The sequence below is a fragment of the Nocardia sp. CA-145437 genome, assembly GCF_050956485.1.
GTDB lineage: Bacteria > Actinomycetota > Actinomycetes > Mycobacteriales > Mycobacteriaceae > Nocardia.
Map to the genome: position 1 here is coordinate 3,597,817 of NZ_CP191204.1, position 13,386 is coordinate 3,611,202.

14 protein-coding genes are annotated in these 13,386 nt (G+C 69.4%); 6 read left to right on the forward strand and 8 right to left on the reverse strand.

The annotated features are described in order from the left end of the window. Nucleotides 1-123: 123 nt before the first annotated feature. The gene (locus tag ACQPYY_RS16735) at nt 124-1,494 is read right to left on the reverse strand and encodes a CoA transferase (RefSeq protein WP_433594443.1); all 1,371 of its coding nucleotides are present in this window, start codon (nt 1,492-1,494) and stop codon (nt 124-126) included. A 64-nt stretch (nt 1,495-1,558) separates the two neighbouring features. Here ACQPYY_RS16735 and ACQPYY_RS16740 point away from each other — a divergent pair, with 64 nt between their 5' ends. Beyond that, complete coding sequence (locus ACQPYY_RS16740) at nt 1,559-2,347, forward strand: thioesterase II family protein (protein ID WP_433594444.1); 789 nt, start codon at nt 1,559-1,561, stop codon at nt 2,345-2,347. 51 nt (nt 2,348-2,398) lie between these two features. Here the strand turns inward: ACQPYY_RS16740 and ACQPYY_RS16745 are convergent, their stop codons facing one another. The 6 genes from ACQPYY_RS16745 to ACQPYY_RS16770 all read right to left on the reverse strand — a co-directional run bounded on the left by ACQPYY_RS16745 (nt 2,399) and on the right by ACQPYY_RS16770 (nt 7,583). Then, nucleotides 2,399-3,175 carry an O-methyltransferase gene (locus ACQPYY_RS16745; RefSeq protein ID WP_433594445.1) on the reverse strand — a complete coding sequence of 259 codons (777 nt, stop codon included), beginning with the start codon at nt 3,173-3,175 and terminating at the stop codon, nt 2,399-2,401. A gap of 85 nt (nt 3,176-3,260) precedes the next feature. Then, a complete protein-coding gene (locus ACQPYY_RS16750) occupies nt 3,261-3,632 on the reverse strand; it encodes a DUF2784 domain-containing protein (protein WP_433594446.1) in 372 nt (123 codons plus the stop codon). 20 nt (nt 3,633-3,652) lie between these two features. Next, complete coding sequence (locus tag ACQPYY_RS16755; protein ID WP_433594447.1) at nt 3,653-4,429, reverse strand: O-methyltransferase; 777 nt, start codon at nt 4,427-4,429, stop codon at nt 3,653-3,655. A 299-nt stretch (nt 4,430-4,728) separates the two neighbouring features. Then, the gene (locus ACQPYY_RS16760) at nt 4,729-6,180 is read right to left on the reverse strand and encodes an SDR family NAD(P)-dependent oxidoreductase (RefSeq protein WP_433594448.1); all 1,452 of its coding nucleotides are present in this window, start codon (nt 6,178-6,180) and stop codon (nt 4,729-4,731) included. A gap of 117 nt (nt 6,181-6,297) precedes the next feature. Further along, nucleotides 6,298-7,371 (reverse strand): hypothetical protein, encoded by a 1,074-nt coding sequence (locus ACQPYY_RS16765; RefSeq protein WP_433594449.1) that lies wholly within the window; start codon nt 7,369-7,371, stop codon nt 6,298-6,300. Then, nucleotides 7,368-7,583 carry a hypothetical protein gene (locus ACQPYY_RS16770; protein WP_379099041.1) on the reverse strand — a complete coding sequence of 72 codons (216 nt, stop codon included), beginning with the start codon at nt 7,581-7,583 and terminating at the stop codon, nt 7,368-7,370. The genes ACQPYY_RS16765 and ACQPYY_RS16770 overlap by 4 nt, the downstream gene beginning before the upstream one ends. A 123-nt stretch (nt 7,584-7,706) precedes the next feature. Between ACQPYY_RS16770 and ACQPYY_RS16775 the strand changes: the two genes are divergently transcribed. The 3 genes from ACQPYY_RS16775 to ACQPYY_RS16785 all read left to right on the forward strand — a co-directional run bounded on the left by ACQPYY_RS16775 (nt 7,707) and on the right by ACQPYY_RS16785 (nt 10,403). After that, a complete protein-coding gene (locus tag ACQPYY_RS16775; protein ID WP_433594450.1) occupies nt 7,707-8,402 on the forward strand; it encodes a TetR/AcrR family transcriptional regulator in 696 nt (231 codons plus the stop codon). An 86-nt stretch (nt 8,403-8,488) separates the two neighbouring features. Further along, nucleotides 8,489-9,634, forward strand: a complete 1,146-nt coding sequence (locus ACQPYY_RS16780) for an acyl-CoA dehydrogenase family protein (protein ID WP_379099047.1) — start codon at nt 8,489-8,491, stop codon at nt 9,632-9,634. A 208-nt stretch (nt 9,635-9,842) separates the two neighbouring features. After that, nucleotides 9,843-10,403, forward strand: a complete 561-nt coding sequence (locus ACQPYY_RS16785) for a TetR/AcrR family transcriptional regulator (RefSeq protein ID WP_433594665.1) — start codon at nt 9,843-9,845, stop codon at nt 10,401-10,403. On the opposite strand, the gene ACQPYY_RS16790 is transcribed toward ACQPYY_RS16785, so the two are convergent. Continuing rightward, on the reverse strand, nt 10,400-11,437 hold the full coding sequence (locus tag ACQPYY_RS16790) for a saccharopine dehydrogenase NADP-binding domain-containing protein (protein WP_433594451.1): 1,038 nt from the start codon (nt 11,435-11,437) through the stop codon (nt 10,400-10,402). The genes ACQPYY_RS16785 and ACQPYY_RS16790 overlap by 4 nt on opposite strands. A gap of 151 nt (nt 11,438-11,588) precedes the next feature. Between ACQPYY_RS16790 and ACQPYY_RS16795 the strand changes: the two genes are divergently transcribed. Both ACQPYY_RS16795 and ACQPYY_RS16800 read left to right on the forward strand, forming a co-directional pair. Next, nucleotides 11,589-12,458, forward strand: a complete 870-nt coding sequence (locus ACQPYY_RS16795; protein ID WP_433594452.1) for an AraC family transcriptional regulator — start codon at nt 11,589-11,591, stop codon at nt 12,456-12,458. A gap of 57 nt (nt 12,459-12,515) precedes the next feature. Next, nucleotides 12,516-13,352, forward strand: coding sequence for an LLM class F420-dependent oxidoreductase (locus tag ACQPYY_RS16800; protein ID WP_433594453.1), 837 nt, complete (start codon nt 12,516-12,518; stop codon nt 13,350-13,352). Nucleotides 13,353-13,386 lie beyond the last annotated feature (34 nt).

The following is a 13,386-nucleotide window of genomic DNA, read 5'->3' on the forward strand; positions in this document are numbered from 1 at the left end:
TTTATTAACGCCGGACGGGGGATAAGTGCGGCGTGTCGAAAGTGCTGCATTGCAAGGCAATTCGACTATTTCTCGGATGTACTTGCGGGTGTGCGTGCAGCAGCTTGTATACATTCGCCGAAGTTACGAACCGTCCGGTCGGGCTTTCCATTCGGGAGCGCTCGATCCGTAGGCCGGAGCGGGACACGGAAAGTCCGGATACTCGCTCAATGCCGGGCCCGCGGTGCTCACCGCCGCGTGCGTCACCGCGTAACGCGGATCCGGGACCTGCGCGGGCACGTGCCCGGGCGTCCGGCCCGGCGCGGTGATCAGCCAGGATGCGGTGCGGGCCAGCGCGACCCGGACATCGCGGCCGCGGCCGTCGGCGCGGCGCGCGCACAGCGCGTCCAGCACGCCCGCCGCGAGCAGGTACCCGCTGGCGTGGTCGAGGGCCTGGGCCGGGAGGGCGCCCACGGCCGGTTCGTTACGCGAATTATCGCGTGTGCCTTCGATAAGAGAAATTCCGGATGTGGCCTGCACGATGCTGTCGAAACCGCGCCGATCTCCCCACGGGCCCCGTTCGCCCCACGCCGAAACTCGTCCGTGCACAATTCCCGGTCGAATATCGCCGGGCCGCACTCCGAACCGTTCCAAGCTGCCCGGTCGGTAACCCGAGATGATTATGTCCGCATTGCTGATCAATTCGCGAAAGATCGGAAGTCCGGTGCGCAAATCGACTACAGTGGAACGCTTCCCCTGACAGGTGTCCAGGAACTGCCAGTCGATCTCCGGCAGGTCCGGCGGGTCGATCCGCAACACATCGGCTCCCAGCAGGGCCAATGCCCGCGTCGCCACCGGACCGGCGATCACCCGGGTCAGATCCAGCACCCGGATTCCGCGCAGCGGGAGCATTGCCGTTGCGGCGCCGAGTGAGTCGAGCGCGCCCCGATCGTCGCGGGCGTCGAGCGCGACCAACGGGCCGGACGCGGCCGCTGTGCCCTGCGGGCTGTCGGCCCACTCCCGCTCGGTGCGCACCCGGAACGCGATGGCCGCGTGCTCGGCGGCGCGCTGTTCGATATCGGCGGCCGTCAGCGTCGCGACCCGCCGGGTGAAATCCTCGGGAGTGGCCTCGGCGGACAGATCCAGCGCCGCCAGCAGGCGTGCCCGATGGTGCGGGTAGTTGGCGTGCGTCCGCACCCAGCCGTCCGCGCTTCGGAAGAAACCCGACAATTCCGCGAACATTCGCGGCTGCTGCCCATCGATCCGCAGCAGCTGGTCGCTCTGGAAGGCCGCCGCGACACGGCCGGGATCGATGACGCCGCGCAGCGGCGTCACCCCGCAGACTTCGCGCCACCGGTCGGCCGCACCGGCGAAGGCCGCGACCGCGCCACCCGCCAGCGCCCAGAACGGCAGCGTCGCAGCCAGATTCGCGCCCGGATCGAGCGCCGGCACCGGTGTCCCGGCAACCCCGATTCCGGTCTCGTAGTCGCGAACCAATGCGTCAGAGGTGGCCACGAGCCGACTCTAACGCCGGGACCAGGTGCGAGCCCGACGCGAGATCTCGGGGCATACTCGATCGATGAGCGCCCATCGACTCCCCGGAACCACCTGGCTGCGCGAACTGAAGCCCGATCCCGCCCCCGAGACCGTACTGGTGTGCTTCCCGCCCGGCGGCGGCTCCGTCGGCGCCTACCGGCAGTTGGCCCAGCGCTTCGGCGCGGGCACCGCGGTCTTCGGCGTGCAGTACCCCGGGCGGCAGGACCGCCTCGGCGACCCGCCCGTCCCCGCGCTCACCGAACTGGCCGGGCACGCCGCCACCGATCTGCTGGCCTGGCCGAAAGACGTGCGGCTGGCCATCTTCGGGCACAGCATGGGCGCGACCGTCGCCTACGAGACCGCCCGCCGGGTCGAGGCGGGCGGACGCGAGGTGACGCACCTGTTCGTCTCCGGCCGTCCCGCACCGGTGCACGAGGAGTCCGGCCGTCTGCACGAAGGCCCGGACGAGGGCCTCATCGCCGAACTCGAACGGCTGTCGAACGATCCGTCCTCGGTGAAGATCCTGCGCGACGAACCGGGGCTGGCCGATCTGGTCCTCCCGGCGGTGCGCACCGACTATCGCGCGGTGGAGACCTACCGCCACCAGACCGGCGCACCGCTGCGCACGCCGATCACCGCGCTGATCAGCGCCTCGGACCCGACCACCTCGGCCGCCCAGGCCGGGCAGTGGCGCGACTTCACCACCGCCGATTTCGATCTCGCCACCTTCGAAGGCGGCCACTTCTATCTGGATCTGCCCGAGAACATCAAGGCGCTCGCGGACTCGATCACCCGGGCGCTCGCCACGGCGTCGCCCGGCCCCTCGAAGTAGGTCGGCCGGGCTGCCGCGGACAGCGCCTGCGCCGCCGCGGCGAGTTCGCCGTCAGCCCAGGTATTCCGACTCGAGCACCCGGTCCTTGAGCAGGGACTGGTACTCGATGTGGGTGTCGTGCTCCACGGTGCGCCAGGACGAGCCCTCGGCCTCCCGCATGTAGGCCAGGTAGTCCGGCGCGCCGGGAATGCGCATATTGTCGGCCACCACGATGGTGCCCGGGTGCAGCCAGCCCGCGTCCAGAATGTGCTTCAGATCGGCGAGGTACGCCGACTTGTCGTGATCGACGAAAACGAAATCGACCGCGCCCTCGGTGATCCCGTACTCCTCGGCGAGCGCGCGGATGGTGTCCCCGCCGTCGCCGATGGTGCCGACCACCACCGTCACCCGATCCGCGAACCCGGCGTGCGCGATGATGGCCCGCGCCACCTCGGCATTGGCGGCACTGAACTCGACCGAGATAAGGCGCGCGCCCTCGGGCAGCACCCGCGCCGTGCGGACCGCGCTGTAGCCGACGTAGGTGCCCAGCTCCAGGGCCAGCGTCGGATTCGCCCGGCGCACCGCGGCATCCAGCAGCAGGCCCTTCTCGTCGCCGACGTTCACCAGATTGCTGCGCGTGCGCGCGAACCGGTCGATCGCGTCCAGCACGCTGTCCGGGTTGCCCTGCTCGGCATTGGCCAGCACGTGATCGCGCACCGCGGCCTCACGCCCGTCACCGAATTGGCCCGTGCGGGTGAAGGTCCCGATTCCCCACACGGTGCTGACCGCCGTGCGCACCGGATACACCACCCGCTCCAGGAACACCGACGCGATCGATGAGCCACCCATGAAAACCCCTTAAGTCACTTCGACAACCAGCGCGATTATGCACGCCCCGAAGCGGATTCGCCCGCAGCGGCCGGATCGGCGGTGATCACGAGGGTGCGGCGGCCCGCCGCCGCGACAGCAGGTACAGGCCCACCCAGGACACGCCGACGCACACCACCACGACCACTCGGACCTCTTCCAGCGCGCTACGGGGATAGAGCACACCGGTGATGTAGTGGTCGATGAATCCGCTCGGCGGCAGGCCCGCCTCGCCCGCTCGGTGGCGCGCCCAGTTCTCCAGGTTCGTCAGCGGGCACTCGACCTTGAACAGCACGGTGCTGAACCCCCATCCGAACGCGAGCAGGTGCAGCCAGAACGTGCGCGGCCAGCGCCAGGCGATGAACCCGCCCACCACGACATAGGCCACGAACGCGAAATGCGCGATCGCGGTCGCGTCGGCCAGCAGCCGGTAGACCATGACCCCAGGATAGGTGCGGGTCAGCCGAGGTACTCCGACTCCAGTACGAGATCTTTCAGCAGCGACTGGTATTCGACGTGGGTGTCGTGCTCGACGGTGCGCCACGTGGCGCCCTCGGACTCGCGCATGTACCGCAAGTAATCCGGCGCTCCCGGAATGCGGACATTGTCGGCGACGGCGAGGCTGCCCGGGTGCAGCCAACCGGCCTCCAGGATCGTCTTCAGGTCCGGAAGATAAGCCTTCTTGTCGTGGTCGAGGAAGACGAAATCGAGTGCGCCGGGAGCGAATCCGTGCTCGGACGCCAGGCGTTTCACGGTGTCACCGCCGTCGCCGATGGTGCCCACGACAACGGTCACCCGATCCGAGAGCCCCGCGTGCGCCAGCAGCGTCCGCGCGATCGACGCGTTGTCGGCATTGAACTCCACCGACACCAGCCGCGCGCCCGGCGCCAGCGCCCGGCCGATCCGGACCGCGCTGTACCCGCAGTAACCACCCAATTCCAGGGCCAACGCGGGGCCGGCCCGGCGTACGGCCGCGTCCAGGATGAGCCCCTTCTCGTCGCCGACATTCACCAGCATGCTGCGGGTCCGCGCGAAGCCGTCGTACGCGGCGAGCACACTGTCCGGATCGCCGGCCGCCCCGTGGGCCAGCACGTACGCCCGCGCCGCCTCCTCCCGGCCGTCGCCGACCTGCCCCGTGCGTGCGAAAGTCGGCCCGCCCAAGGCGAATCGGATCACCGACCAGCGCAGGAACGGCAACCGCTCGCGCAATGCATCAGCCACAGACTTAGCGCTCATGAGATCACCCGTCCTGGTGGGGGAGTGCGTGTGTCGATTATGGGCCGCGGTGGGAACGCGGGGTGGGGGACCGCGCATGGATCGGACTCGGGAAACCCGCAGGGTAGGGGAGTTTCTCGTCCAATTCTGGCGGCAGCCCGATGCTCGCCGGAGCTGATTCCGGCAATCAAGGCATATGAGTACGTACATATGCGCATCTAAACATGAATGCTCACCTACTCGGAAACTGTCGAGAAACAGCCCCCTCGCCTTCTAAAACAGCAAGGAGGGGAGGGGGCTGGGTCGGTACGGAAGTCTGGCTACCAGTTGGAAGGTTCGTAGTCCTTGAGGAAGCAGCCGTACAGGTCGTCACCGGCTTCGCCGCGGACGATCGGGTCGTACACCCGGGCCGCGCCGTCGACCAGGTCGAGGGGTGCGTGGAAGCCCTCCTCTGCGAGCCGGATCTTGGTGTAGTGCGGTCGCTCGTCGGTGATCCAGCCGGTGTCGACAGCGGTCATGAGGATCTTGTCGGACTCGAACATCTCGCGGGCGCTGGTGCGGGTCAGCATGTTCAGCGCGGCCTTGGCCATATTGGTGTGCGGGTGGCCCGCGCCCTTGTAGCCGCGGGCGAAGACGCCTTCCATGGCGGAGACGTTGACGACGTACTTGCGGCGGGCGGGGGCGGCGGCCATGGCCGGGCGTAGTCGGGAGATGAGGATGAACGGCGCGACCGAGTTGCACAGCTGCACTTCGAGCAGTTCGGTGGCCTCGACCTCACCGACGTTCTGCACCCAGCTGTTGGTGTGGGCGAGGTCGGGCACCAGGCCGCCCGCGTCGATGGCGACGCCCTGCGAAATGCGTTCGGGGGTCGCCGATCCCGCGATCAGCGCGAGGTCGGTGATGTCGGCGGCGGTGAGGTTGGGTGTGAGGCTCGCGGTCAGCGCGGTGGGGTGGGCCTGCATGGTCTTGCCGAAGCTGATCACGTCGGGCAGTTCGCCGGCGGGCAGCGGTCCGTTCTCGGCTTCGACGAGGGCGCTGTAGGCGCCGACCGAGCGGCGCACGGTCTGGGCGGCGTTGTTGATGAGGATGTCGAGCGGGCCCTGGGCGGCGACATCGTCGGCGAGGGCGACGACCTGGGCGGGGTCGCGCAGGTCGATGCCGATGATGCGGAGCCGGTGCAGCCAGTCGGCGCTGTCGGGCTGGGCGGCGAAGCGGCGGATGGCGTCGTTGGGGAACCGGGTGGTGATGGTGGTGTGGGCGCCGTCGCGCAGCAGGCGCAGCGCGATGTACATGCCGATCTTGGCGCGGCCGCCGGTGAGCAGGGCGCGCTTGCCGGTGAGGTCGGTGCCCGCGTCACGCTTGGCGTGGCTCTTGGCTGCGCAGTCCGGGCAGAGCTGGTGGTAGAAGGCGTCCACGCGGGTATAGCGCTGTTTGCATATGTAGCAGGGGCGTGCCCGCAGCAGCGTTCCGGCGCTGCCGCGTTCGGTGGCGGAGCTGATCGGGATCCCGGCGGTTTCGTCGTCGATGCGGTTGGGAGAGCCGGTGGCGGTGGCGGCCACGACTTCCTTGTCGGCGGCGGAGATGGCGTCGCGGGTGGCGATGCGCTTGTTGCGCTTGAACTTCTTGAACATGTGCCCGACGGCGCGCTGCACGGTGACGGAGTCCGGGTGGTCCTTGTCGAGCTCTCCGGCTTGTTCGAGGACGCGCAGGCAGGTGGCCAGGTCGGCGGGGTCGATGGCTGGGGCGTCGGTCGGGGTGGTCTGCTCGGCCATCGGAGCTGCGATGATCCTTCGTGTGCGGGGCGGTGGACCGAGCCATTCTCCCAGAGCGTCGGAGGTGCGGGTCGCCCGGCCGTGACCTGGGGCCGGGCGCGGTGGGTGGTGGTCGGGTCAGGTGGTGGCGGTGCCGAGGGGTTCGAGTCGGGTGGCGTGGTGGTCGTGGCCGAGTTCGCGGGCGTGGTCGGCGAGCCGGGTGAGCAGGTCCGCGGGGATGTGGTCGCGGAGCTGAATGAGGGTGTGCCACACCGTGTCCGGGGTGTCGGTGGTGAGGGCGGCGTCGACGAGTGGCAGGGCTTGGGGCCAGAGGTCGTGGGTGGCGGTGGCGTCGATGATGGCGGTGAGGATGTGTTCGTCGTGGATGGCGGGGCGTTGGGCGAACCGGCGCAGGCTGTCGGGGCTCATGGCGCTGGTGATGGGCAGCAGGGTGGTCCAGGCGTCGAGTTCGGCGACGGCGGCGATGAGGCTGTCGAGGACGTCGTCGCCGAGGCCGGCGGTGATGTCGCCGATCCAGGCGCGGTTGTGGGGTGCGATGTTGTCGAGCAGGTCGATGCCTTCGGCCCACATCTGCTGGTCGTGGGCGGCGCGGATGATGCCGGGGACGCGGTCGGCGACGATGTGCAGGACGTGGTCGAGGGCGGTTTTGTCCTCGAGTAGGAAGCCGATGCGCAGCAGGTCGGGGTCGCTCATGACGGGGGCGGCGGCGCGCAGGGCGGGTTCGGGGATGACGTGGACGAAGCGGCCCATGGTGATGTGGTCGCCGCGGGACAGGAGTTGGCGGGCGACGTCGGCGACCATGGTGGCGGGTACGGCGGCGATGATGGCGGCGGTGCGGCGGGGGTCGAGTTGGACGGCGGCTTCGGCGAGGAAGGCGGGGGTGAGGTTCTTGGCGATGTCGACCGCGCGGCGGGGTTCGACGGCACTGGCGACGGCGGCGCACAGGATGGGTCCGAAGGCGCGTTCGGCGATCTTGGAGCTGATGGCGACGGGGACGATGGCGCTGGCGGTGGCGATGGCTTTCATGCGTTGGGCGTCGCGGTCGAAGAGCAGGTCGGTGACGCGTTCGCGGTATTCGCGTAGGGCGGCGGGTGGGAGGTCGACGAGGAAGTCGAGGTCGGTGGGGTCGTCGAGGCCCAGGACGCGGGCGAGTTTGGTGGTTTCGGCGACGGCGGCGAGGTGGTCGCTCATAGACCCAGTGCTTTCTTGACGGCGGGGCGCAGCAGGCGCGGGACGAAGTCGAGGGAGGAGCCGAGGGCGGCGTCGAGGGTGTCGCGGCGGTGGGTCTTGGCGGCTTCGAGGAGGCGGTGGAGTTCGGCCAGGTCGCTGTCGGGGAGCTGGTCGAAGGCTGCGGGCAGGGGTGCGCGCAGGGTGTCGCCGAGTTGGCGGGCGGGGTCGGACATCGTCGTCTTTCCGGTTGTGCGTACTGCCGGTACGGGATTCGATACTGGCAGTACGCTCGGTCCGAAATCAAGTGGGATTGTCGCGTGGACCTGCCGTACCGGCGGTACATGTATGCTGCGCGGGTGGTTCGTAGCAGCGCCGGGGGGACTCGGCTGGTGTCGCGTGAGGACATTGTGGACGCGGCGATCCGGGTGATCGATCGGGCGGGTCCGCGCCCGAGCATGGATGACATCGCGCGGGAGGCGGGGATCACCAAGCCGCGGTTGTACCGGCAGTTTGCGGACAAGGGGGATCTGTTCACCGAGATCGCGGCGCGGATGTCGCGGCGGGCGTTCGCGGCCGCGGGTGCGGATATGACGTTGATGCTGCAGCCGCCGCGGCTGGCGTTGACGCGGGTGTTCGGGGAGTACGCGCGCGGAATCCTGGAGCATCCCAACGTCTTCCGGTATCTGGGGCAGGCCCCGGTGATCCAGCAGTCGGGCTCGGGGGTGCTGCAGCTGGATCTGGGGCGTGAGGCGGCGCTGCGGTTGGAGAAGCTGGCGCGGTCGGTGGCCGAGGCGGTGCCTTTGGATACGGCGGGGCTGGACTATCTGTCGCGCGCGCTGACCGGTGCGGTGGTGTCGATCACCGATCTGTGGCTCTCGGATTCGGATACGCCGTCGGCGGCGCAGACCGAGGAGTTCGTGGCGCAGGCCACGGAGTTGGTGTGGGGGTTGATCGATGGTTTTCTGCGGCGTCAGGGGATCGCCGCGAATCCGGACGTCCCGATCTTCACGATGTTCGCCGAGGTGAATCAGGCCCGGTCGTCCGACTATTGACACGTTGTTGACACCACGCCAATAGCCGTGCACCCTAGGGGCGAGGCGCATGTGCGCACCCCGTTCAGGCAAGCGAAGGATCTGCGATGGCACGCCCCGCATGGAGCGACGACGAGGTCGAGGCGGTACGAACTCTGGCGACCACCTTCTTCGAGAAGGAGGTGATCCCGCACACCGAGAAGTTCATCGAACAGGGCCACCCCGACCGCGCCCTGTACAACCGGGCCGGCGAACTGGGCCTGCTGTGCGCGGCCATCCCCGCCGAATATGGCGGTGGCGGCGGTACTTTCGCCCACGAGGCGGCCATCATCGAAGCCCAGACCCACGCCGGGGACGGCTCCCTGGGCATGTCGGTGCACTCCTCGATCATCGCGCCCTACATCCACGAGTTCGGTTCCGAGGAACTCAAACAGCGCGTGCTGCCCAAGGCGGCCAGCGGCGAGATGGTGCTGTCCATCGGCATGACCGAACCCGGCACCGGCTCGGACCTGCAGAACATCAAGACCCGCGCGGTGCGCGAGGGCGACGAGTACGTCATCACCGGCTCGAAGATCTTCATCTCCAACGGCTGGCTGTGCGACGGCATCATCATCGCCTGCAAGACCGACCCCACCCAGGGCGCGGCCGGCGTCTCGCTGATCTTCGCCGAGGTCTCCGACGAGACCCCCGGCTTCAAACGCGGCCGCATCCTGTCCAAGATCGGCGGCAAGGCCCAGGACACCGCCGAGCTGTTCTTCGACGGCCTGCGGGTGCCCGCGTCGAACCTGCTCGGGCAGGCCGAGGGCCAGGGCTTCTATCAGATGATGCAGATGCTGGCCCAGGAACGACTGGTCACCGCCATCCTCGCGGTCGCCATGACTGAGAAGGCCGTGCAGCTGACCGTCGACTACACCAAGGGCCGCGAGGCGTTCGGCAAGCCGCTCTACGCCATGCAGAACACCCGGTTCGAACTCGCCGAGTGCGCGACGATCGCCAAGGTCGGACGCGTGTTCCTCGACGACTGCATCAGCAAGCACCTGCGCGGGGAGCTCGATATCCCCACCGCGGCCATGTCGAAATACTGGTTGACCGATCAACTCGGTAATGTGGTGGATCGCTGCCTGCAGTTCTTCGGCGGCTACGGATACATGACCGAATACCCGATCTCGCAGTTGTACACCGGCGCTCGGGTCCTGCGAATCCTCGCGGGAGCCAACGAGGTGATGAAGGATCTCATTGCCCGCTCACTCTGACCCCACCGCGCCGCCAAGGCCCGGCGGTAACTCTGACCCCACCGCGCCGCCAAGGCCCGGCGGTAACTCTGACCCCACCGCGCCGCCAAGGCCCGGCGGTAACTCCGAACCCACCGCGCCACCAAGGCCCGGCGGTAGCACCGACCTCACGGCGGACGACGGCGCCACGCGCCGTCGCCGCCTCGAGCCCGACGAACGTCGCGCGCAGATTCTGTCCTGCGCGATCGACATGTTCGGCGAGCGACCCTACGCGGCGGTGTCCACCGCCGAGCTGGCCCAGCGGGCCGGGGTGGCGCGCGGGCTGATCAACCACTACTTCGGCAATAAGCGCGACCTGTACCTGGCGGTGGTGCGCCGCATGGTCACGCTGCCGCGGCCGGAGAAGATGGCGGTGCCCGCCGGGACGCTGCGGGAACGCGTGGACGCCAGCGTGGCATGGCTGCTCGACACCATCGGTGAGCACGGCAGCACCTGGGTCAAGGTCACCGGTCACGAAGGCGTCGGCGACGATCCGGAGGTGCAGCGCATCCTCGACGAGGCCGACTACGCCGCCGCCGACCGCATGGTGGCGATGATGGGTCTCGACGATTCGCTGCATTCGGCCGAATTGCGGGCGCTGGTGCGCTGTTACGGCGGTCTGGTCAAGGCCGCCGGGCGCGAATGGATCGTGCGCGGCAGCCTGACCCGCGAGCAGGTGCACCACCTGCTCGCCGACGCGCTCACCACGCTGGTGGCCGAGACGTTCCCGAAGGTCGACGCGAACCCCTAGACGCTCGCGAGCTCCTCGACCTGCCAGTGCACGCCCGTGGTGGCGAGATGGTCGAGGAAGCTCGCGGCGTCGAAAGCCTGCGCGGGCGCGAGGGTTCCGGCCGCGGCGCCGTCGAGCGCCAGGCGGCGCGCGGCCTCGACCGCGATGACCGCGGTGGCCGCGTACGGGTCGAACCCGGTCACCCAGCCCCGCGCCCGGCTGCCGTCGGCGCCGGTCGCCTCGGCCAGGATCAGCCAGCGCGACGCGGCCAACGCGTCGGGGTCGGGGATCTCCGGAATCGTCTCGGCGACTTCACCGCCCAGGCCGGCGAAGATCTCACCCATCTCGGTGCGGATCACCCCGCGCACGATCGGGGTGTCGAGGTGGCGGGGAATGGTGTAGACGCCCGGCAGGGCCAGCGGCGTCACCGACACCGGTTCCGGTTCGCCGGGTTCGAGGAGGGCGGTGGCCGATTCGTTCGCCGATTGCCATGTCCGGTCGCGGTATTCGACCTGATCGAGCACGGCGATGGCGGCCATCGAACGGGCCGTGCCGCGCGAGGCCGCGCCCGGGCGACGCAGATCGGCGACCCGGACTTCCCGCAGCGGCGTGTCGAGGCGGGCCGCGGTGAGCGCGGCGATCAGATCACCGGGCACACCGTCATCGGTGACCGCCGGAACGACCGCGACCCCGGCCTGTTTCGCGGGCTCGTCATAGGTGGACAGGATCTTGTGCAGGTAGCCGGGTTCGCCGGTGGTGTCGATGTAATGGCGGCGGGCGGCGATCGCGGCCCGCCGCACCGGCTCGCCCCACAGGGTGAACGGGCCGGCGGCATTGACGACGGCGTCGCTGTCGGCGAACGCGGCGGCCAGGGCGGCGGTGTCATCGAGGGCGGCCACCCGGATCTCGGCGTCAGGGACCCCGGTGCGGGCGGCGACGGCCCGCAACCGGGTCTCGTCGCGGCCCACGAGGATGGGGGACAGGTCGCGGCGCGCGAGTTCGGCGACGATGAGCGAACCGGTGAAACCGCTCGCGCCGTGCACGGCAATACGCATGAGGGACAACTCCATCGGGTGAAGGGGATACGGGCCGGGAATCGGCTCGCAATCCACGCTAGGCACGCCCGTTCGGACGATCCATGCTCGAAAGTCCGGTTCCGATATCCGATCGTCCGGAGTCGCGGGCGCCGCCGGTACGGTGGGATTCGTGGACATCCTCAGTGACGCGGTCGCCGCGATGCGGCTGGGCACACCGCATTCCACCCGCACCGTCCGGCGCGGCAGCTGGCGCACCCACTTTCCCGCCGCGGGCAACAGCGCCGGTTTCCATGTGGTGCTGCAAGGTTCGTGCTGGCTGCTGCCCGACGACGGCGACCCGATCCACCTGCACGCCGGTGACGTCGCGTTCCTGCCCCGCAGTCGAGGCCACGCCATCGCCGACCGCCCCGACGGCGACCCCGGTCCGGGCGCGGCGGGGTCGGACACCGTATTGCTGTGTGGCGCTTACTCTCTCGACGACGCGCGCCCGCACCCCGCGTTGGCCGAACTGCCCGATGTGATCCATCTGCCCGCCCGGGTCGGGCACCACAGCCCGCTGCGCGCCGCGATCGACCTGCTCGGCCACGAACTCGACGCCGCCGACGGCTCCGGGGCCATCGCGCCACTGCTCGAAGTGCTGCTGCTGTTCCTGCTGCGCGCCTGGCACGAGGCCCACCCCTCCGACACCGGTTGGGTCGGCGCGCTACGCGACCCGGCCGTGCACACCGCCCTGCAAGCCATCCACGCCGACCCCGGCCAGGCCTGGACCGTGCAATCACTGGCCGACCGCGCGGGCATCTCACGATCGGTGTTCGCGCAACGGTTCACCGCCACCTTGGGCATCGGCCCGCTCACCTACCTGACCTGGTGGCGCATGACCGGCGCGGCCCGGTTGCTGCGTGACACCGACCTGCTGCTGCGCGTCGTGGCCGAAAAGTCCGGATACACCTCCGAATACGCGTTCGCCAAAGCCTTCAAACGCGAATTCGGGGTCGCACCGGGACGATTCCGCGCCCAGGGCCGCCCCGACGCCGCCTGAGCGAATTCGATATCGAATCGGGGAATGCAACCCGATCATCGACGGTTGGTGCCCGGTATGGCATTCGACGGCTTGGGAACATTCGGCGTGTGGCAGCCCTATCCGCAGTTCACCCCGGAATCCGCGCGGGAAATAGAGGAACTCGGCTACGGCACGATCTGGCTGGGCAGCTCCCCGCCCGCCGACTTCGACGGCTACGAGCAGCTGCTCGCCGCCACCGAATCACTGGTGGTCGCCACCAGCATCGTCAATGTGTGGGCCTCGGCGCCCGACGCCGCCGCCGACACCTACCTGCGCCTGGACGAGAAATTCCCCGGCCGCTTCCTGCTCGGCATCGGCGCGGGCCACCGCGAACACACCGCGGACTACACCAAACCCTATGACGCGCTGGTCGACTACCTCGACGTCCTCGACGCCCGCGGCGTCCCCCAGCACGGCCGCGCCCTCGCGGCGCTCGGCCCGCGCGTGGCACGCCTGGCCCGCGACCGCACCGCCGGCGCCCTGCCCTATCTGACGGTCCCCGAACACACCGCCGAACTGCGCGGCATCCTCGGCCCCGACTCCCTGCTCGCGGTCGAACACAAGGTGGTCCTCGACGACGACCCGGCCCGCGCCCGCACCCAGGGCCGTGACCGCGCCGGCTTCTACCTCGGGTTGAGCAACTACACCAACAACCTGCGCCGCTTCGGATTCGACGACACCGACCTCGCCGCCCCCGGCAGCGACCGCTACATCGACGCCGTCGTCGCCCACGGCGCCGCCGACCAGGTCGCCGACCGGTTGAACGAGCACCTGCGCGCCGGAGCCGGCCATGTCGCCATCCAAGTCCTCGGCGACGACACCGCCGCCGCCCTGCGCGCCCTCGCCCCCATCCTCACCACGAACCGGGACTGACACCGATTCCGGGCGACACGCGTCCCGCCTGTCG